This is a genomic window from Bradyrhizobium sp. STM 3566 (assembly GCF_045571445.1).
Classification (GTDB): domain Bacteria; phylum Pseudomonadota; class Alphaproteobacteria; order Rhizobiales; family Xanthobacteraceae; genus Bradyrhizobium; species Bradyrhizobium vignae.
Window position 1 is genome coordinate 1,150,239 of record NZ_CP120692.1, and the last position, 19,692, is coordinate 1,169,930.

General features: G+C 65.2%; 23 protein-coding genes and 1 riboswitch. Of the genes, 11 read left to right on the top strand and 12 right to left on the bottom strand.

Translation table 11 applies throughout. The features are described 5' to 3' along the window. Positions 1–21: 21 nt before the first annotated feature. On the top strand, positions 22–315 hold the full coding sequence (locus P6U27_RS05480; RefSeq protein ID WP_122400994.1) for a hypothetical protein: 294 nt from the start codon (positions 22–24) through the stop codon (positions 313–315). A gap of 44 nt (positions 316–359) precedes the next feature. Then, complete coding sequence (locus P6U27_RS05485) at positions 360–890, top strand: DUF3617 family protein (protein WP_129142567.1); 531 nt, start codon at positions 360–362, stop codon at positions 888–890. 30 nt (positions 891–920) lie between these two features. Here the strand turns inward: P6U27_RS05485 and P6U27_RS05490 are convergent, their stop codons facing one another. From P6U27_RS05490 to P6U27_RS05500, 3 genes are read right to left on the bottom strand one after another with little or no spacing between them, the layout of a single operon-like run. After that, on the bottom strand, positions 921–2,309 hold the full coding sequence (locus P6U27_RS05490) for an ATP-binding protein (protein WP_129142566.1): 1,389 nt from the start codon (positions 2,307–2,309) through the stop codon (positions 921–923). Between the two features lie 18 nt (positions 2,310–2,327). Beyond that, on the bottom strand, positions 2,328–3,056 hold the full coding sequence (locus P6U27_RS05495; RefSeq protein ID WP_407193727.1) for a response regulator: 729 nt from the start codon (positions 3,054–3,056) through the stop codon (positions 2,328–2,330). Beyond that, on the bottom strand, positions 3,053–3,595 hold the full coding sequence (locus tag P6U27_RS05500; protein WP_129142565.1) for a MarR family winged helix-turn-helix transcriptional regulator: 543 nt from the start codon (positions 3,593–3,595) through the stop codon (positions 3,053–3,055). The genes P6U27_RS05495 and P6U27_RS05500 overlap by 4 nt, the downstream gene beginning before the upstream one ends. 339 nt (positions 3,596–3,934) lie before the next feature. On the opposite strand from P6U27_RS05500, the gene P6U27_RS05505 reads away from it, so the two are divergent. From P6U27_RS05505 to P6U27_RS05520, 4 genes are all read left to right on the top strand, one after another. Then, positions 3,935–5,017: a branched-chain amino acid aminotransferase gene (locus P6U27_RS05505; RefSeq protein ID WP_129142564.1), complete on the top strand. Its 1,083-nt coding sequence runs from the start codon at positions 3,935–3,937 to the stop codon at positions 5,015–5,017. A gap of 200 nt (positions 5,018–5,217) precedes the next feature. Next, positions 5,218–6,732: a histidine--tRNA ligase gene (hisS, locus tag P6U27_RS05510; RefSeq protein WP_129142563.1), complete on the top strand. Its 1,515-nt coding sequence runs from the start codon at positions 5,218–5,220 to the stop codon at positions 6,730–6,732. A 55-nt stretch (positions 6,733–6,787) separates the two neighbouring features. Continuing rightward, complete coding sequence (locus P6U27_RS05515) at positions 6,788–7,036, top strand: tautomerase family protein (protein WP_122401001.1); 249 nt, start codon at positions 6,788–6,790, stop codon at positions 7,034–7,036. Between the two features lie 198 nt (positions 7,037–7,234). After that, positions 7,235–7,639 (top strand): thioesterase family protein, encoded by a 405-nt coding sequence (locus P6U27_RS05520; RefSeq protein WP_129142562.1) that lies wholly within the window; start codon positions 7,235–7,237, stop codon positions 7,637–7,639. A gap of 98 nt (positions 7,640–7,737) precedes the next feature. Here P6U27_RS05520 and proC read toward each other — a convergent pair whose 3' ends face one another. After that, complete coding sequence (gene proC / locus P6U27_RS05525) at positions 7,738–8,562, bottom strand: pyrroline-5-carboxylate reductase (protein WP_129142561.1); 825 nt, start codon at positions 8,560–8,562, stop codon at positions 7,738–7,740. A 218-nt stretch (positions 8,563–8,780) separates the two neighbouring features. Then, positions 8,781–9,281 (bottom strand): YbjN domain-containing protein, encoded by a 501-nt coding sequence (locus tag P6U27_RS05530; RefSeq protein WP_129142560.1) that lies wholly within the window; start codon positions 9,279–9,281, stop codon positions 8,781–8,783. A gap of 408 nt (positions 9,282–9,689) precedes the next feature. Continuing rightward, positions 9,690–9,848, top strand: a riboswitch (FMN riboswitch). A 77-nt stretch (positions 9,849–9,925) separates the two neighbouring features. Here P6U27_RS05530 and P6U27_RS05535 point away from each other — a divergent pair. Next, entirely contained in the window at positions 9,926–10,486 is a 561-nt protein-coding gene (locus P6U27_RS05535) for a 6,7-dimethyl-8-ribityllumazine synthase (protein WP_122406389.1), read from the top strand. Positions 10,487–10,625: 139 nt separating this feature from the next. On the opposite strand, the gene P6U27_RS05540 is transcribed toward P6U27_RS05535, so the two are convergent. The 6 genes from P6U27_RS05540 to lgt form a co-directional block, all read right to left on the bottom strand. Then, positions 10,626–11,093 (bottom strand): hypothetical protein, encoded by a 468-nt coding sequence (locus P6U27_RS05540; RefSeq protein ID WP_209295932.1) that lies wholly within the window; start codon positions 11,091–11,093, stop codon positions 10,626–10,628. Between the two features lie 70 nt (positions 11,094–11,163). Next, entirely contained in the window at positions 11,164–12,117 is a 954-nt protein-coding gene (locus P6U27_RS05545) for a ribose-phosphate pyrophosphokinase (RefSeq protein WP_162500124.1), read from the bottom strand. A 185-nt stretch (positions 12,118–12,302) separates the two neighbouring features. Further along, a complete protein-coding gene (locus P6U27_RS05550) occupies positions 12,303–12,938 on the bottom strand; it encodes a hypothetical protein (RefSeq protein ID WP_129142558.1) in 636 nt (211 codons plus the stop codon). Positions 12,939–13,229: 291 nt separating this feature from the next. Then, positions 13,230–13,997, bottom strand: coding sequence for a peptidoglycan editing factor PgeF (pgeF, locus tag P6U27_RS05555; RefSeq protein WP_122401008.1), 768 nt, complete (start codon positions 13,995–13,997; stop codon positions 13,230–13,232). Then, entirely contained in the window at positions 13,994–15,112 is a 1,119-nt protein-coding gene (locus tag P6U27_RS05560) for a class I SAM-dependent methyltransferase (RefSeq protein WP_129142557.1), read from the bottom strand. The genes pgeF and P6U27_RS05560 overlap by 4 nt, the downstream gene beginning before the upstream one ends. A gap of 21 nt (positions 15,113–15,133) precedes the next feature. After that, positions 15,134–15,976, bottom strand: a complete 843-nt coding sequence (gene lgt / locus P6U27_RS05565) for a prolipoprotein diacylglyceryl transferase (protein WP_162500125.1) — start codon at positions 15,974–15,976, stop codon at positions 15,134–15,136. 211 nt (positions 15,977–16,187) lie between these two features. On the opposite strand from lgt, the gene P6U27_RS05570 reads away from it, so the two are divergent. The 4 genes from P6U27_RS05570 to ychF all read left to right on the top strand — a co-directional run bounded on the left by P6U27_RS05570 (position 16,188) and on the right by ychF (position 19,219). Next, positions 16,188–16,439 (top strand): accessory factor UbiK family protein, encoded by a 252-nt coding sequence (locus P6U27_RS05570; RefSeq protein WP_122406390.1) that lies wholly within the window; start codon positions 16,188–16,190, stop codon positions 16,437–16,439. Between the two features lie 290 nt (positions 16,440–16,729). Beyond that, positions 16,730–17,452: a 50S ribosomal protein L25/general stress protein Ctc gene (locus P6U27_RS05575; protein WP_122401011.1), complete on the top strand. Its 723-nt coding sequence runs from the start codon at positions 16,730–16,732 to the stop codon at positions 17,450–17,452. Positions 17,453–17,510: 58 nt separating this feature from the next. Next, entirely contained in the window at positions 17,511–18,116 is a 606-nt protein-coding gene (pth, locus tag P6U27_RS05580; RefSeq protein WP_129142556.1) for an aminoacyl-tRNA hydrolase, read from the top strand. Between the two features lie 5 nt (positions 18,117–18,121). Next, a complete protein-coding gene (ychF, locus tag P6U27_RS05585; RefSeq protein ID WP_027575780.1) occupies positions 18,122–19,219 on the top strand; it encodes a redox-regulated ATPase YchF in 1,098 nt (365 codons plus the stop codon). Between the two features lie 121 nt (positions 19,220–19,340). Here ychF and P6U27_RS05590 read toward each other — a convergent pair whose 3' ends face one another. Next, positions 19,341–19,637 (bottom strand): DUF4282 domain-containing protein, encoded by a 297-nt coding sequence (locus P6U27_RS05590; RefSeq protein WP_018648333.1) that lies wholly within the window; start codon positions 19,635–19,637, stop codon positions 19,341–19,343. Between the last annotated feature and the right edge of the window lie 55 nt (positions 19,638–19,692).

The window sequence follows — 19,692 nt, forward strand, 5'->3', positions numbered from 1 at the left end:
TAACAAATTGGAGTGACAGGAATGCGAATCATTGCGGCCGCGGGCCTTCTTGCCTTGGGGTTGATGGCGAGCCAGTCGGCGCGCGCCGATATCCTTCCGGTGCCTCCGTTCAAGGGCAACGACACCGGCGGCATCATCGCCTATTCGATGGCGACCCAGGTCGACGCGCGGCAGGTCGCGGTCGATCACTGCGCACGCTACGGCAAGGTCGCGAAATTCCTCGGCGTGCAGGCCTATGAGGGCGGTTACATCTCGTTCTCCTGCCGCTGGGTGCCCTATGGCGCCGCCGATCGGCCGATCCGCACGCTCTACTGAGGCGTTGTCGAAACGCCGCAATCTGTTGGCCGGGAGCTTCCCACATGACGCGCAAACTCGCTTTGCTCGGCTCGACGCTTTGCCTCGCGTTGTCGGCAGGTAGCGCCAGTGCCGATGACCTGCCGGTGCGCAAGGCCGGTCTTTGGGAGATGAAGCTGGTCACATCAGGCTCGCCCGTGCCCGAGATGACCATGCAGCACTGCACCGACGAGACCGTCGACAAGGAGATGAGCAACAACGTCTCCCCGATGGCCAAGCAGATCTGCGCCAAGCAGGAGATCAGGAAGACCGCGACCGGCTATGTCAGCGATTCCGAGTGCAGCGTCGCCGGCGTCAGCACGACCTCGCATGCCGAGATCACTGGCGATTTCAACTCGGCCTACACGGTGAAGACGACCTCGCATGCGCAAGGCGGCGTCGCCGGCGCGGCGGGGCGCGACAACACCACGACGCTGCAAGCCAAGTGGCTGGGAGCCTGCAAGCCGGAGCAAAAGCCCGGCGACATCGTGATGCCAGGCGGTTTCAAGATGAACGTGCGCGACATGGACAAGCTGAAGGCGCTGCTGCCGAAGTAGGGTGAGATGGTCGTGAGACCGTAGCCCGAGCTACACCGGAATCCTCACGCTCGCCCTCAATCCGCCCATCGGGCTGTCACCCAGCGTGATGTCGCCGCCATGCGAGCGGGCGATGTCGCGGGCGATGGCGAGGCCGAGGCCGGTGCCGCCTTCGTCCTGGTTGCGGGCGTTGTCCAGCCGGAGGAACGGCTTGAACACCTCTTCGCGCAAGTGAGCGGGAATGCCTGGGCCGTCGTCGTCGATCGTGACGGTGAGATAACGGTGATCGCGCTGGCCTGTGATGGCGATCGCCTTGCCGTAGCGCGCCGCGTTGGTGACGAGGTTGGCGAGGCAGCGCTTGAACGAGGCGGCCTTCACCGTCACCACCGGCAACCCGTGGAAGGCCACGGTTGCAGTGTGGCCATGGCGCTCGGCATCGCTGCGCAACTCCTCGAGCGCTTGCGCCATGTCGGTCGGCTGCGACTGCTCGCCGGAATCGCCGCGGGCAAACGCGAGGTAATCCTCGAGCATCATCGACATCTCGTCGACATCCTTGCGCATGCCCTCGAGCTCGGGGCTGTCGCCGATCAGCGCCAGCTCGAGCTTGAAGCGGGTCAGGATGGTGCGCAGATCGTGGCTGACGCCGGCGAGCATCGCGGTGCGCTGCTCCATCGTGCGCTCGATGCGCGACTTCATCTCGAGGAAGGCGACCGCCGCGCGCCGCACCTCGCGTGCACCACGCGGCCTGAAATTTGGCGCCTCGCGGCCCTTGCCAAAACTTTCGGCGGCATCGGCAAGGCGCAGGATCGGCTTGATCTGGTTGCGCAGGAACAGCACAGCGACGATCAGGAGGATCGAGGACGTGCCGACCATCCAGAACAGGAAAATCTCCGAATTCGAGGCATAGGCGGCGCTGCGCTGCGCGAACACGCGCATCACGGCGTCGTCGAGCTGGATGCGGATTTCGACCAGGTTGGAGCGGCCGACCGTGTCGATCCAGAACGAGCGTCCGATCTGGCGGCCGAGCTGCACCGACAGCGTCTGATCGAGCAGCGAGAAGAACGGCTTCGGCCCTGGCGGCGGCATGTCGCCGGCGGGCAGGAAGTCGACGACGAGGCCGAGACGCTGTTGCGCGATGCGGCGGATCTGGTCGCGGTCCTTGTCTTGCGGATAGCCCTTGTAGACGTCGATCAGCGCGGCGATGTCCTGCACCACGGCAGCGGACAATCTGCGCGTCACCGTGTTCCAGTGCCGCTCCATGAACACGAAGGCGACGACCGATTGCAGCACCACCATCGGCACGATCATGATGAGGAGCGCGCGGGCATAGAGGCCGGTCGGCATCCAGCCCTTGAACGCATTGCCCATCCAGCCATTGGCCGCCGAAACGCGGCCGGCGGCGCTCTTCAGAAGCGTCAGGCCGGTATCGATCGTGCTCATCTAGCGCGCTTCACTGATTTATGGCGAGGCAACCAGGCGGTAGCCGATGCCGCGCACCGCCTGCAAAAACAGCGGATTGGCGGGATCGGTCTCGATCTTGCGCCTGAGGCGGTTGATCTGCACGTCGACGGCGCGCTCGTTGACGCTGCCATTGCCGGTCAGTGCGCTGCGCGGCACGGTCTCGCCCGGCGTCTCCGCGAGAATCCGCAGCATCTCGCGCTCGCGATCGGTGAGGTGGATGACCTCCTCGCCCTGGCGCAACTCGCCGCGATCGAGATGGTAGACGTAGGGACCGAACGCGATCTTCTCGACGGTCGTGGCCTGCGGCGGCGGCGCGGCGCGCTTGAGGATGTTGTTGATGCGCAGCGCAAGCTCGCGCGGCTCGAAAGGCTTTGCCACGTAATCGTCGGCGCCGATCTGGAGGCCCTCGATACGGGCTTCGGCCTCGTGCCGCGCCGTCAGCATCACGATCGGCACCGAGGACGAGGTCCGGATGAAGCGGGCAACGTCGAAGCCGGTCTCGCCGGGCATCATGACGTCGAGGATCAGGAGATCGAAATGCAGGCCCAGCAGTTTCGAGCGGGCATCGCCGGCGCTCGCCGCGGTGGTGACGCGGTAGCCCTCACTGGCGAGAAAGCGCGAGAGCAGATCGCGGATGCGGCGATCGTCATCGACCAGCAGCAGATGCGGGGCATCGTCGGCGGGTTGCACCGGCGGGCGGGCGAGCGTGGCAGCGAGCACGGTCACTCCTTGGCGTCGTGGTTGACGGAAGCGAAGATCGTCTCGAGCACCTTGTCCGGATCGTCGCGGTCGATCATCGCGCGTAGGAAGCGCTTCACGATCTCGGCGTCCTGCGGAGCCAACTCCGCGAGCGCCCTGGTGATCCGCGTGGTCTGGAGCCCGGCGAGCTTCTGCACCAGCGCCTCGCCCTTCGGTGTCGCGTAAAGCAGACGCTGGCGGCGATCATTGTCACCGGTCTTCTGCACGATGTAGCCCTCGTCCAGGAGCTGCTTGAGCACCCGGCCGAGCGACTGCTTTGTGATGCGCAGGACGTCGAGGAGGTCGGCGACCTTGAGGCCGGGATAGCGATAGACGAAATGCATGACGCGGTGGTGGGCGCGGCCGAAGCCGAACGCCTCCAGCTCCTGGTCGGGATCGCCGACGAAGTCGCGATAGGCGAAGAACAAGAGCTCGATGATATCCCAGCGCAAATTGCCTCCATCAGACGCGGCGGGCCGAGATTCGGCGACGTCAGGAGAAGAGGCTGCGAAATTTATGTCAGGCATATTGACGTATCTTGGGTTCAATGTTACAAAACGATCGACCCGGACGAAATTTTAGATCGTTTTCGCGTCGGGCGGTGTCGAAGCAGGGACGGCGAAAAGGGCCGGACAGGCGACGACGGCCGGATCAGATCTACCGTGCGATTGTCGAGCGGCATTTCGGCAAAACATACTGGACTTCCGCCTTCCGCAAAAGCATGTCCTCGGCGACATGCTGGCCACGGAAACCGGCCGTAACAAGGCTGGCGGCGGTCCGGCCAAGAACCCAATCAAGCCAGCCGGGCCCGAAACGGGCAGGCGGGCGCCAGAACAGCGCCGCAACCGGCAGCGGGAGGCAAGGACATGAGCATGAAATTCGACATCCAGCCCGCATCCAATCCGACGTCCGAAAAGGACCGTATCGCCAAGCTGGTGGACCCCGGCTTCGGGCGGGTTTTCACCGATCACATGGCGATCGTCCGCTACAATCAGGCCAAGAGCGGCTGGTACGAAGCGCGGATCGAGGCGCGCGCCAACTTCCAGCTCGATCCGGCCGGCGCGGTCCTGCACTACGCCCAGGAAATTTTTGAAGGCCTCAAGGCCTACAAGCGCGACGATGGCGGGGTGAACCTGTTCCGCCCCGACGCCAATGCGCGCCGCTTCAAGGACTCGGCGGACCGCATGGCAATGGCTCAGTTGCCTGAGGATGTCTTCATCGAGGCGGTCGAGCAGGTCGTGCGCATCGACCGCGCCTGGATGCCGGGCGGCGAGGGCAGCCTGTATTTGCGCCCCTTCATGATCGCGAGCGAGACCTTCCTCGGCGTCAAGCCGTCGTCGGAGTATATTTTTGCGGTGATCGCGTCGCCCGTCGGCTCCTATTTCAAGGGCGGGCCTGCGCCGGTCTCGATCTGGGTCTCCGAGAACTACACGCGCGCCGCGATCGGCGGCACCGGCGCGGTCAAGTGCGGTGGCAATTATGCCGCGAGCCTGCGCGCCCAGGCGGAAGCGATCCAGCACGGCTGCGATCAGGTGGTGTTTCTCGATGCGGTCGAGCGCCGCTATATCGAGGAGCTCGGCGGGATGAACATCTTCTTCGTGTTCGACGACGGCTCGCTCTCGACGCCGCCGCTCGGCACCATCCTGCCCGGCATCACCCGCGACTCCATCATCACGCTGGCACGCGATGCCGGCAAGACCGTGCGCGAGGAGCCGTATTCGCTCGAGCAGTGGCGCAAGGATGCGGCCTCAGGCAAGCTGAAGGAAGCGTTTGCCTGCGGCACTGCCGCCGTCATCTCGCCGATCGGCAAGGTGCGCTCGGTGAGCGGCGATTTCGAGATCTCGGGCGGCGCCGCCGGCCCCGTCGCCATGGGTCTGCGCAAGCAGCTCGTCGACATCCAGTACGGCCGCACCAACGATCCGCACAACTGGATACGGAAAGTCTTCTAGGATTCTCGTGTCCCCGACGCGGCGCAGCACTTCTTCAGCGGTGCGCCGCAGAGCCGGGATCCATCCCAGCGTCAATGGACCCCGGATCAGCAGCGCACCACGCCGCCAAGAGGCGGCGCGCTGGGGAGCGCCGGCTGGCATCTGGCACGAGCAGCCGTAGGACGGTTGCCGCCTCCCGCGTCGGCTGGTAAACGCCGCGCATGGCCGAGAAACCCAAAAAACCCCAGAAACTGAAGGCGCGCCTGCCGCGCGGGCTCGAGGATCGCGATCCCGCCGCGATCCGGGCGACGCGCGAGATGGTCGAGAAGATCCGCGCCGTCTACGAGCTCTACGGTTTCGAGCCGGTGGAGACGCCGGCGATGGAGTACACCGACGCGCTCGGAAAATTCCTGCCCGATCAGGATCGTCCGAACGAGGGCGTGTTCTCGTTCCAGGACGACGACGAGCAGTGGATCAGCCTGCGCTACGATCTGACCGCGCCGCTCGCCCGCTATGTCGCCGAGAATTTCGACACACTGCCAAAGCCCTATCGCAGCTATCGGGCCGGCTACGTGTTCCGCAACGAGAAGCCCGGCCCCGGCCGCTTCCGCCAGTTCATGCAGTTCGATGCCGACACCGTCGGCTCGGCGACGCCGGCGGCGGATGCCGAGATCTGCATGATGGCGGCGGACACGATGGAAGCGCTCGGCATTGCGCGTGGCCAGTATGTGGTGAAGGTGAACAATCGCAAGGTGCTCGATGGCGTTCTGGAAGCCATCGGTCTGGCGGGTGAGGAAAATGCGGCACGCCGACTGACCGTGCTGCGAGCGATCGACAAGCTGGACAAGTTTTCCGCCGACGAAGTGCGCAAGCTGCTTGGTCCTGGACGATGGGATGGCGGCGAAGAAGGCAAGGGCGACTTCACGAAAGGCGCCAATTTGAGCGCGGCGGAGGCTGACGTTGTTCTCGCCATCACCAAGACGCGCGAAGATTGGAAAGACGCCATCGCGGCGGCAGAGGCTTATCTCGCCAAGAGCGAAGTCGGTCAGGCCGGTGTCAGCGAGCTGGAAGAGATCGCCAAGCTGGTGACGGCGTCGGGTTACGGGGCAGATCGCATCAAGATCGATCCCTCCGTCGTGCGCGGTCTCGAATATTACACCGGTCCCGTCTACGAGGTCGAACTGCTGCTCGACACCAAGGACGAGAAGGGCCGCCCGGTACGCTTCGGCTCGGTCGGCGGCGGTGGCCGCTATGACGGCCTCGTCTCGCGCTTCCGCGGCGAGCCGGTGCCGGCGACCGGTTTCTCGATCGGCGTGTCGCGGCTGCAGGCGGCGCTGACGCTGCTCGGCAAGCTCGACACGCGGCCCGAGTTCGGTCCCGTCGTCGTCACCGTGTTCGACCGCGACCGTGTCGCCGACTACCAGAAGATGGTGGCAAGCTTGCGCACCGCCGGCATCCGCGCCGAGCTCTATCTCGGCAATCCCAAGAACATGGGCAACCAGCTCAAATATGGCGACCGCCGCAACTCACCTTGCGTCATCATCCAGGGCTCGGACGAGAAGGCGCGTGGCGAGGTGCAGATCAAGGATCTGGTCGAGGGCGCCAAGGCGGCGGCCGCGATCGCCTCCAATCAGGAATGGCGCGAGAGCAGGCCGGCGCAGTTCTCGTGCAGCGAGGCGGATATCGTCGCCAAGGTGCGCGAGATCCTGGCGCGCCATGACGTGAGCTGGGGCTAGCTATTCGCAGGCAGCGTCATGCGCGGGCTTGTCCCGGGCATCCGCGTCTTGTTTGATGGCGACCGTCAATGGCCGGTGTTCGGCCGCAAGGGAGAAAAAAATGCCTGAGATCACCATCAGCATGGCCGAAGGCCGCACGGACGAACAGAAGGCCGGCATGATGCGCGACATCACCCAGGCGCTGGTGAAGAATCTCGGCGTCGACGCCGATGCCGTCGTCATCCAGATCAACGAAGCCCCGCTCCGCCACAAGATGAAGGGCGGCAAGACGTTCGTGGAGCGCGCGGCGGCCGCAAAGAAGTAGTTTCGGCTGGCGCGGCATTTTCCGCTGGTCGTCCCGGACAAGCGTCAGCGCGGATCCGGGACGCAAGCCCCAGGGAACGGTTGTGGGGTGAAGCGGTAACTCCGAGTCCCTGCAATCACGAGGTTCTGTGGTTATGGATCCCGGATCGGCGCGCGCTCAAGGCGCGCTTGTCCGGGACGACACCTTGTTTGAGGCACCATGGACGCACGCGACTTCATCAAGGTTGGCATGAGCGCCGAGCGCACGCTGGTGGTGCCAGTGGAGCGCACCGTCGGGCACTTCGTGCCCGGCATGCCTTTCGTTTACGCGACGCCGATGATGATCCTGGAGATGGAGATGACATCCGGCGATGCGATCCGCTCAGCGCTTCAGCCGGGCTGGGTCACCGTCGGCACCGAGGTCGACATCCGCCATCTTGCCGCTGCGCTCGTCGGCGCGACGGTGCGGACCACCGCAAAGGTGGTCGCCGTCGAGCGCCGCGTCATCCGCTTCGATGTCGAGGCCTTCGAGGGCACGCGCAAGCTTGGCGAGGGCCGCCACGCCCGCGGGCTCGTGAATGTCGAGCTGTTCAACAAGCGGCTAGCCGCAGGCTCGAAATCGTAGGGCGGGCAAAAGGCGCGGAGCGCCGTGCCCATCATCTTTCCCGAATCTCGATCGAAATGGTGGGCACGCTTTCGCTTTGCCCGTCTTACGGCACTTTTCTATTTCGCCAATTCCTTCGACCGCTTCGTCGCCGCCGCGATGGCGCGGATCATCAGATCGCGCAACCCCGGTTCGCCCATCAGCACGCCGAGCGCCGCGGCCGTGGTGCCGCCGGGCGAGGTGACGTTCTGGCGCAGCGTGCTGGCGGGCAGCTCTGAGCGGTGCAGCAGCTCGCCGGAGCCGGTGACGGTTTCGCGGGCGAGCTTCGTCGCCAGCGCCTCGGGCAAGCCCGCTTCGACGCCGGCCCGCGCCAGCTCCTCGGCGAGCAGGAAGACATAGGCCGGTCCCGAGCCGGAGACGGCCGTCACCGCGTCCATCAATCCTTCATCCTCGACCCATTCCACCGAGCCGGTGGCGCGCAGCAGCGCATCAGCCACCGCGCGCTGCGCGGGGCTGACGTTCTTCGCCGCGACGGCAACGGTGATGCCGCGGCCGATCGCGGCCGGCGTGTTCGGCATCGCGCGCACCACGGCGCCGCCGCAGACCTCTTCAAGCGAGGCGATCGTGGTGCCCGCCATGATCGAGACCACCGAGGTCTTGTCCGAGACGAACGGCTTCAGCTTGGCGCCGGCCTCGCGGAACATCTGCGGCTTCACCGCGACGACCAGCGTGTCGATCGCGCCCGCGGTCGCCGCGTCAGGATTGAGCACGACGCCCTTGGCGGCCAGCGCGGAGATCTCGGGCGCAACGTGCGGATCGATCACCGCAACGCGGCGCGGATCGAGTCCGCCCGCGAGCCATCCCGTCAGCATCGCGCCGCCCATCTTGCCGGCGCCGGCGAGCAGGATGGTGCCGGTGATGTTTTGGAGGGTGTTGTTTGCCATCGGTGATCACCACAAGCTCGGTGTCGTCCCGGCCTAGCGCGCAATTGCGCGCGGGGGGCCGGGACCCATAACCACGACTGGTTCTAGTGGATGGAGGTGTTGGCAACAAGCCGCGTGCCACAAGGGACATCACGCGGTATGGACTCCGGATCTGCGCGCGCTTTAGGCGCGCTTGTCCGGGACGACGCGGGGAGGGGGCGGCGGCTCCCTCAAGACCCCTACGCCTCGCCCACCGTGTCGAACATCGCCGCGTCCATGGCCTCCGCGGTGGTCTTGCCGGCCCACACCACGAACTGGAACGCCGGGAAGTAGCGCTCGCAGGCGTGAATGGCGCCGGCGAGCATGGCCTCGCATTGCGCGGTCGAGGCGGTGAGGCCGCCCGGCAGCACCAGAGCCTGGCGGTGCATGATCAAGCCGGTGTTGGTCCACAAATCGAAATGGCCGACCCACAGCTGCTCGTTCACGGCGGCGACGAGCCGCTGCACCTCGCTTCGCCGCGGCAGCGGAATTTTCATGTCGAAGGCACACGCCAGATGCAGCGCCTCGATCTCGGCCATCCAGGTGAAGGAGAGCTGGTAATCGGTCCATTGTCCCTTCGAGACAATCGTGAGTTCGTCTTCGCCAGAGCGTTCGAACGGCCAGTTGTTGCTGGCAGCGATATCCTCGACCACCGCGAGCGGATGGCTTCTGGAATCGGTAGTGCCTTCGAGCAGGGACATGCCGTCTCGACCTCTTGCCTTCTTGTTGTCTTTGATACGCACGCGGTTGGGTCCGGCGCGCGCTCCCCTAACGTCGTCGATCTCGGGAGTCGCTTTCGCAATCTCCTTCCGATCGGCGCGGCCTGTCGCGGATCAACTGATGTGATTTGCGGAATCTGCGCAACTGGGTCCCGAGTCCGTCCACAAGCCAGGACTCGTTCGTCCACAGCTGATCTCGGCCACAATTGTTAACGAATGAGAACAAATCGGAATCGGATTCCCGAAAACCCCCAGTCGCTAATTCCGCTGTGCGAGGGGGCGCACCGCCCCTGCAGCATGGGACCATGCGGTTTTGGGCTGCGGAACACGCTTGCTTGCTGCCCCCGACCGGCGGCATAGTTCCAGCCAGGTCGCTCAATCCCGGGCGGCCGATGTTCTCAGGGCGGGGTGAAAGTCCCCACCGGCGGTAAGGGCCGAAAGGCCCAAGCCCGCGAGCGCCTTCCGTGAGGGTCATCCCGAAGGGAAGGGTCAGCAGATTCGGTGCAACTCCGAAGCCGACGGTCAAAGTCCGGATGAAAGAGAACGGTCGGTGGCAGACGCATCGCAAGATGCGGCTGTTTGTCGTTCCGTGTGCCCTGATTCTGGTCCTTAAACCGAGGAAAGCCATGAATCAGATGTTGCAAGATCCCCAAACCGAAACGTCCCAGCCCACTCGACCGCCGGTTCCGCAGGACCCGGTGCCGGAGCATCCGCGCTTCGCAAAGCCGCAGCGGGTGGCCTTCGTGCAGGCCTGCTGGCACCGCGATGTGGTCGCGGAGGCCCGCATCGCCTTCCTGAAGGAGGCGGAGGCGCGGCACCTCACACATGTCGACGTGTTCGAGGTGCCGGGCTCGTTCGAGATTCCGCTGCACGCCCAGGTCCTCGCCAAGACGCGGCGCTACACCGCGATCGTCGCCGCCGGTCTCGTCGTCGACGGCGGCATCTATCGCCACGAATTCGTCGCGGACACCGTGATCAAGGCGCTGATGGATGTGCAGCTCCGCACCGAGGTGCCGGTGTTCTCGGCGGTGCTGACGCCGCAGCAATTCCACGAGACCGAGGTGCACTACGACTTCTTCCGCAAGCATTTTGCGATCAAGGGCGTCGAGGTCGCGGCAGCCTGCGCCGAGACGTTGCACGGCCTGGAGCGCCTGCGCGGCCAGGTCGCGGCGGGGATCGTGGGATAAGTCGAAGAGCCGTCAGCGTTCTTGCAGCGAGACCCGGACTCTCGAGAGTCCGGGGGCTCTGTTGCCGCGCCCTGGAATGACCAGGGTGCAGATACAAGCAAATCGGTCGGCCATGGAGGCCGACCGACTTGTCATGGGATCACGCCGCCTTGGTATTGCTCAGCGGTGTTGAATCGATGTTCACCGTGGTGCTGCTGGCGAAGCTGCCGGCGTCGTCGAACAGCTCGATGGCGCCGAGATTGAGGTCGACCTCCGGCCAGAAGAACGACGAGACGCAATCGTTCATGTTGACGGCGCGCAGGTCGACAGCCTCGGTCTTGCCGGTGCCGACCAGATCGACGCAGCGGCCGCAGCCGCTGAGGTCCGCCACAGTCTTGCCGGCAGGGACCGACGTCACGTTATCCATCAACGACATCACAGTGCCGACCGGCAGGTTGAACGCGACGAAGGTGGCCTGGTCGAACGTGAATGATTGGAGCCGCTGACGCTGGTTCGGCACGAAATCGCCGGTGCTGAGGTCGAAGCGCTGGCTGCTCCAATTGTCGTCGCGGAACAGCGCCACCGAGCCGCTGGAGAGCTGTGGGGCGGGCGCGGAAGGCGCAGGCAATCTGGTGAGCAGGCTAACCTGGGTGGCGGGGTAATCTCGCCTCTCTCGGCAAGCGGGAGGGGGCGAAAAATCAGTCGAACAGGCTCGACACCGACTCTTCCGCAGCGGTGCGCGCGATCGCATCCGAGATCAGGCTGGCGATCGGCAGGGTGCGGATGTTCGGCGCCTTGGTCACCGCCTCGGTCGGCAGGATCGAATCGGTGATCACCAGCTCCTTCAGCTTCGAGCCGGAGATGCGCGCGGCCGCGCCGCCGGAGAGAACGCCATGGGTGATGTAGGCGTAGACGTCCTTGGCACCCTTCGCGATCAGCGCGTCGGCCGCGTTCACCAGCGTGCCGCCGGAATCGACGATGTCGTCGACCAGGATGCAGCTGTAGCCGGAGACATCGCCGATCACGTTCATGACTTCGGATTCGCCCGGACGCTCGCGGCGCTTGTCGACGATCGCGAGCGGGGTGTTGATGCGCTTGGCAAGGCCACGGGCGCGGGCCACGCCGCCGACGTCGGGCGAGACCACCATCACCTTGCCGAGGTCGAAACGTTCGCGGATGTCGCGCACCATCAGGGGGGCGGCGAACAAATTGTCGGTCGGGATATCGAAGAAGCCCTGGATCTGGCCGGCATGCAGGTCGAGCGTCATGACGCGGTCGACACCGGCATGGGTGATCAGATTGGCCACGAGCTTGGCCGAGATCGGCGTGCGCGAGCCGGAACGGCGGTCCTGCCTGGCATAGCCGAAATAAGGGATCACCGCGGTGATGCGGCGCGCCGAGGAGCGGCGCAGCGCGTCGGTGATGATCAGCAGCTCCATCAGATTGTCGTTCGCCGGGAACGACGTCGACTGGATGATGAAGGCGTCCGAGCCGCGGATGTTCTCCTGAACCTCGACAAAGATCTCCATGTCGGCGAAGCGCCGCACCACCGCCTTGGTCAGCGGCATGTCCAGGCCTTGCGCGATCGCCTGGGCGAGAGCCGGGTTGGAGTTGCCGGCGACGAGCTTGATGGAGCCGTTTTTGGCCGACATGGACGTTTCCTCCCGCGCTTTGCTGGATACGACGTTCAACATCAGAAAATACCCACAGGCAGCACGGTTACGACGGGCGAGGAAATATCAGGCCGGGGGCTCGAATGGCAACCCGGGATGCTACAGTTTTCCCTGCGAAAATCCCGAGTCGGGCCAACGGCTTGGCCGTGACTTGAGCCCGTGGTTTAGCGGGGGTCATCGGCATAGCCGAGGGCCGAGGCCGGCATGTCCGACGCTGGCGGCTGCTGGATCACGCTCGCGACCGCCGGCCCCCGGAGGCCGGGAGCCGCGCCCGGTGCATCCGGCGTTCCGTTGATCATGTTGGAAAGTCCGCTGAATCCGGCCTGGGCGATCTTCCGCAGTACCAGGTCGTCGGCGGCCGCCCAAGCATCACGTGTCGCGTCGCGACCACCCTTGGCCGAGGTCGGTTCCTCGCCGGACAGGCGCAGTGCCCGTTGCTGATTGGCGTCATAGACGTCCCAGACCCAGGCGATCACGGTCCTGCCGCGGACGACCTGGGCGGAGAGGTAGCTGCGCACGCGGTAGGCGGCCGTGCCCTCGCGGGAGACGACGGACAGGCTGCGTAGCTTGGATTCGCTGTCGAGCACGCCGACCATGCGGTCGAACACTTGCGGCGGCGGCCCGTCGATCGATTCGAACGCCACCGTCGCACCCGAGCCGGTGCTCGGCGCCATTGCATAGGAGTTGGCGGCACTGCCGCCGCCACCGGCGCAGCCGCCAAGTGCGGTCGCAGACGCCAGCAGCATGACCGCCAGCACGCGCGAACCCGCGCGGCGCAGAAAAGATGACGCTTCCCTCATTGGAGGGCAGCGATATCGTTAAAACGCATTAACGTCTAGGGCGGAGGCGACACAAAAGGGGGCCGAAGGAAATGGGGTATTGCCACCCTGGTTTGCGTCACATGGAAGCTTCTCGTGTCCCGGACGCGCTGCGGCGCGTAGTGCCGCTGCGCTGAGCCGGGACACGAGATTGGCGCCGAGATCGAGATTGCAGAGAATCGAGATTGCAGAGAATCGAGATTGCAGAGACATGGGCCCCGGCTCAGCGGCCGCATCACTTGCGTGCTGCGCCGCGTCCGGGAGCACGGGCCCTCAGCCCTCGAGCGCGATCGCGTGAACGTGGCGGCCGTAATCCGGCTCCTTGCGATGCACCGAGCGGCGGTAGCTGAAGAAACGTTCGTCGGCGTAGGTGTCGAGCCCGAGATCGTCGATCATCAGGATGCCGGCGGCTTCCAGCCGCTTGCGGATGAAGCCGGCGAGATCGAACATCGCGTGGCCCTCGCGCACCGACGGGATGAAGAACACCGCGTTGTCCGCGTCCGCCTCGATGAAGCGCGCGACGAACTCGTTGCCGACCTCGTAGCTGTCCTGCCGGATCAAGGGGCCAATCGCGGCAATGATACCGCCGCGCGTGGCGCCGAGTTGCTCCATCGCCGAGATCGTTGCTTCCAGCACGCCTGACAGCGCGCCCTTCCAGCCGGCATGGGCGCCGCCGATCACGCGTGCATTGGGATCGACGAACAGCACCGGCCCGCAATCGGCGGTGGAGACGCCGAGCGCGATGCCGGGCGTCTTCGTCACCAGCGCATCGCCCCTCGGCCGCGGCCCGTTCGGCCACGGCGCGTCAGCCACGAGCACGTCGGGCGAATGGATCTGGTGCAGGCTGAGGAAGCGTTCGGGCGCGACGCCGACATGTTCGGCCATGCGGCGGCGGTTCTCGGCGACCAGCGCCTGATCGTCGTTGGAGCCGAGCCCGCCGTTCAGCGCACAATAAATGCCACCGGAGACGCCGCCCTCGCGGGTGAAGAAGGCATGGCGCAGGCCGGGCACGGCTGACAGCAGCGAGGAAGCAATCGTCATGAGGCCTCTCCTGCGTGTTCGAGATCGCTGAGGCCGGCAAGGCCCGATAGCCGCGGCTCGGAGATGCCGAGCACCTTGAACATCGAGCCCATGCCGCCACGCCCGGTATCAGTCAGGCGCTTGAGTGCCACCGAAATGTCGGTAGCCACCTCCGGCGCCGCCTTCTGCATCAGGGCGGCGGCGCGGGTGTCGATGCCGATCCGCTTCAGGAAATCGCCTTGCGTCACCGGGCCGTGCACGCGGGCGCCGACATCCTCGGCCGCGCGCACCAGCGCCTGGAAGTCGACATGCGCGGTGACGTCGGCCTGGCCCGGCGCCTTCAAGGGATCGGCGAAGGTGTGGCGCGCGATGGCCTGGAAGGTGTCGCCGGCATCGCTGCGCAGATGGCCGTAGTCGATGATCAGCGCCGCGCCGTCCTGGTCGCGCACGCGCGTGGCGAGCTTCATGATTTCGCCGTCGGGCCGCCATTCGAATACGGCCCCTATGGGCGCGGCGCGCACCAAGGGCGGCAGCAGCACGTCGAAGCGTGGCGTCGGCTCGGGCGCCGCGCCGAACTGAAGCCTTCCGTTGGGATCGATCTCGATGACGCGCTCGTGCCAGCCGTTTTCGTGGCGGATCATCTGATGGATCGGCAGCACGTCGAAATATTCGTTGGCGAGGATGATGCTAGGTCCCTCCGGCACCTCGTCGATGCTGTCGTGCCAGGCGATGTTGCGCACGTTGGCCAGCGTCGCGCTCTGCCGTTCGCGCAAGACGGGATTGACCTCGACCAAGTGGATGTGAAGCGCCTGGTAGAGCGGCGGCAGCACGCGCAATGCGCGCAGCGCATCGGCCATCATGGTGCCGCGGCCGGGCCCGAGCTCGATCAGCCGCAGGAATTGCGGCGAGCCCATCTGCTTCCACACCGAGGCGGTCCACAGGCCCAGGAGCTCGCCGAACATCTGGCTGACCTCGGGCGCGGTGGTGAAATCGCCCTCGCGCCCGAGCGGATCGCGCGAGACGTAATAGCCGTAGCGCGGATGCATCAGGCACAGTTCCATGTACCGCCAGACCGGCATGGGCCCTGAGGATTTGATCAGCGCCTTGATCTCGTTGAGGAGCGGCTGGTCGGTCACGGCGTGCTTTCTCGAAATGAATTAATGAACGGCCTCGATCGGCTTCGGCGCACCGCGCCGCACTGCCAATACAATAAGTATGAGGCCGACGATAAGCATCGGGATCGACAACAGCATGCCCATGGTTAATCCGCCCCAGAGGTAGCCGAGCTGGGCGTCCGGCTCGCGGAAGTGCTCGCCGATGATCCGGGTCAAGCCGTAGATCAGGATGAAGCTGCCGAGGATGAGCCCCGGCCGCTTCAACGCGCCGCGGCGGATCATCACGGCGAGCACGGCGAACAGCAGCAGCCCCTCCATGCCCGCCTCGTAGAGCTGGCTCGGATGGCGCGGCACGTCGCCGCCGGTCGGAAAGATCATGGCCCAGGGCAGGCTGGGATCGGCAGCGCGGCCCCACAATTCGCCGTTGATGAAGTTCGTCAGCCGCACCAGGAAAATCCCGATCGGCGCAACGCCGCAGGTGATGTCGCCGAGCGACAGGATCGAGATGCCGTTCTTCCGGGCGAACCACATCACTGCGACGACGCAACCGAGGAAGCCGCCGTGGAAGGACATGCCGCCTTCCCACAATTTGAAGATGGCGGCCGGGTGCTCGATGAAGAAGGGCAGATTGTAGAACAGGACATAACCGCTGCGGCCACCGACGATGATGCCGAGCGTCACCCACAAGATGAAATCGTCGATCTGCACCAGGCTGATCGGCGATGAGCCGGCCCACAGCCTGTCGTTCTTGATCAGTGCGCGGGCATAGAGCCAGCCGATCGTGATCCCGCAGATATAGCCAAGCGCGTACCAGCGGATCGCAAACGGCCCGATCTGGAGCGCGATTGGGCTGAACGAGGGAAAGTCGATGAGAAGGAAGGGCATCACGCCTTCTGTGCCTAGACGAGGTTGCGGCGATCGAGCGCCAGCAGACGCCGCGTGATTCTTCTTATGCAGGGAGGTTGAATACGATTGCAAGGAAACGGGGGCATGACAAGGATACCGCTGATCGGCCCTTGAACCGTTCCCTGCGGATTGCCATTGTCTTTTTCGAATGTTCGCGCAAAGTTTATCGCAAGGCCGCGAGGAGACCGACATGACCCAGACCAGCAACCGGTTTTTCGACGAGATCGGTCGCCTGATGAACGACGCCGCCGGTGCGGCCCAGGGCGTCAAGCGCGAGTTCGACACGGTGATGCGCAGCCAGGCCGAAAAATTCCTGCGCGACATGGATCTCGTCAAGCGCGAGGAATTCGAGGCGGTCAAGGACATGGCGCGCCTGGCGCGTGAGGAGAACGAGTCCCTGAAGGCGCGGATTGCCGCGCTGGAGGCCAAGCTGGGCGGGTGACGCCTCTCTGCGTCATTTCCGGCGCGCGGCGAAGTCGCGAACCCCGGTGCGCAATTGCGCACCTGGGAATCTCGAGGTTCCGGGTTCGGTGCTCCGCATCGCCCCGGAAAGACGGGGTACGGGCCTCACAGGTCCCCGCAAAAAGTCCCCGCATTTCCTTGTCATTTCCGCATCTTCCGGGTAAAAGCCCGCCACGTTCGCGGCCCCCGCACCCCTGGAGGCTTGCTGCGAGCTATGCCATGGGCCGCCTTGCGGCCCATTAACTTTTGCAAAAACAAGGACTTAACGACATGGCGACGACCGTCAAGGAATTGAAGGCGACCGCACGTCCGAAGAGCGGCAAGGGGGCCGCCCGGGCTGAGCGTCGCGCCGGGCGAGTGCCCGGAGTGATCTATGGCAACAACCAGCCCCCGCTGACCATCTCGATCGAAGATCGTGAGCTGCGCCAGCGCATCCTCGCCGGCCGGTTCCTGACCACGCTGGTCGACATCGACCTCGAAGGCAAGAAGCACCGCGTCATTCCGCGCGACTACCACCTCGATCCGGTGAAGGACTTCCCGATCCATGTCGATTTCATGCGGCTCGGGGAAGGCGCCACCATCCGTATCAGCGTTCCCCTGCACGTGGTGAAGGCGGAAACCTCTCCGGGCGTGAAGCGCGGCGGCACCGTCAACATCGTTGCCCACGCGATCGACCTCGAATGCGGCGTCGAGAGCATCCCGCAATACATCGAGGCCGATGTCGGCTCGCTCGAAATCGGTCACTCCCTGCATCTGTCGGACGTCAAGCTCCCGGCCGGCGTGAAGGCGCTGACCCGCGAGGACGCGACCCTCGTCACCATCGTGCCGCCATCCGGCTACGCCGAAGAGCAGAAGGCTGCTGCTGCGGCTGCGGCGGGTGGGGCGGCTCCGGCCGCGGGTGCTGCTGCTCCGGCTGCAGCTGCTCCGGCTGCGGGTGCTGCTGCTCCGGCGGCGGCTGCCAAGGCTCCCGCCGGCGGCGACAAGAAGAAGTAATCTCTCAAAGCTGGCGCGCGGTCCCTGACCGCGCGCCGAGCGAGGGGCGCGCCGCGTCATGCGACTCTTTGTTGGGCTCGGCAATCCCGGCGCGAAATACGCACGCAACCGGCACAATATCGGCTTCATGGCCGTCGACGAGATCGCGCGGCGTCATGGCTTTGCGCCATGGCGCCGTCGCTTTCAGGGCGAGACCTCGGAAGGCACGCTCGGACCTGAGCGCGTGATCCTGCTCAAGCCCACGACCTACATGAACGAGTCCGGCCGCAGCGTTCAGGAGGCGGCGGGCTTCTTCAAGATCGCGCCGGGCGACGTCACCGTGTTCCACGACGAGCTCGAGCTGCCGCCGGCCAAGGTGCGGGTGAAGATCGGCGGCGGCATCGCCGGTCACAACGGCCTGCGCTCGATCTCGGCGCATATCGGCAACGACTATCGCCGGGTGCGGCTCGGCATCGGTCATCCCGGTGTCAAGGAACTGGTGCACGGCCACGTGCTCTCGGATTTCGCCAAGGCCGACAACGAATGGGTGGCGACGCTCTGCGAGGCGGTCGCCGAGCACGCCGCGCTGCTCGCCAAAGGCACGGACGCGACCTTCGCCAACAGGGTCCATCTGGCCATGCAGGCGAAGGGATTTTTGACCAAGGACGAGAACGGCAAGGAATAACGCTCGTGGGATTCAAATGCGGGATCGTCGGATTGCCCAATGTCGGCAAGTCGACCTTGTTCAATGCGCTGACCGAGACGGCCGCGGCGCAGGCCGCAAACTATCCGTTCTGCACCATCGAGCCGAATGTCGGCGAGGTCGCCGTGCCCGATCCGCGGCTGGAGAAGCTCGCCGCGATCGCCAAGTCCGGCCAGATCATTCCGACGCGGCTGACCTTCGTCGACATCGCGGGCCTCGTGCGCGGCGCCTCCAAGGGCGAAGGCCTCGGCAACCAGTTCCTCGCCAACATCCGCGAGGTCGACGCCATCGCGCATGTCGTGCGCTGCTTCGAGGACTCCGACATCACCCATGTCGAAGGCAAGATCGCCCCGCTCGCCGACATCGAGACCATCGAGACCGAGCTGATGCTCGCCGACCTCGACAGCCTCGAGAAGCGCGTCGACAATCTCACCAAGAAGGCCAAGGGCAACGACAAGGACGCCAAGGAGCAGCTCGACCTCGTCAACCGCACTTTGGTGCTGCTGCGTGAGGGCAAGCCCGCGCGGCTCGTCGAGCGCAAGGCGGAGGAAGAGCGCGCGTTCTCCATGCTCGGCCTCTTGTCGTCGAAGCCCGTGCTCTACGTCTGTAACGTCGAGGAAGGCTCGGCCGCGACCGGCAACGCCTTCTCGAAGGCGGTCGAGGAGCAGGCTGCGAAGGAAGGCGCAGTCGCCGTCGTCATCTCCGCCAAGATCGAATCCGAGATCGCGACGATCTCACGTGAAGAGCGAGCCGACTTCCTGGAGACGCTGGGCCTCGAAGAAGCCGGGCTCGATCGCCTGATCCGCGCCGGCTACACGCTGCTCGACCTCATCACCTACTTCACCGTTGGCCCGAAGGAAGCGCGCGCCTGGACCATTCACCGCGGCACCAAAGCGCCGGCGGCAGCCGGCGTGATCCACACCGATTTCGAGAAGGGTTTCATTCGCGCCGAGACGATCGCGTATGAAGATTACGTGGCGCTCGGCGGCGAAGCCGGCGCGCGCGATGCCGGCAAGCTCCGCCTCGAAGGCAAGGAATACGTCGTCGCCGACGGCGACGTGATGCATTTCAGGTTCAATACGTAAGCACCGACCTCGGTACAGGGTGGGCAAAGCGAAGCGTGCCCACCACCTCTCTCATATCGCGGAATGATCGTGGGCACGGCGCTTTGCGTCTTTGCCCATCCTACGGCACCTATGTGTGCCGCTACCGCATCCCGCCGCCCTGATCCCGGATCGCGCCGAGATGCTCGTTGATGCGGAAGACGATCAGGATCAGCTCCGCGACGATGCGCGAGAACACGATGCCGACCACGACGCTCGCGATCGACGACAGCAGCACCAGAAAGCCGCCGAACGGGCTGATCGCCATCGCAGCGAGGCCTGAGAAGATGCCGGAGAGGCCGAACAGGCAGATCAGCGCGATCACCAGCCAATAGAAGGTCTTGATGATTGTCGGCGTGATGAAGCGGTCCCATTGGAATAGGTCGCTGAATGAAAACATTGCTCTCCCCAGGGCAAATCGGGACGTCAAATTCGGCCGCGTCGATGGATCCTGG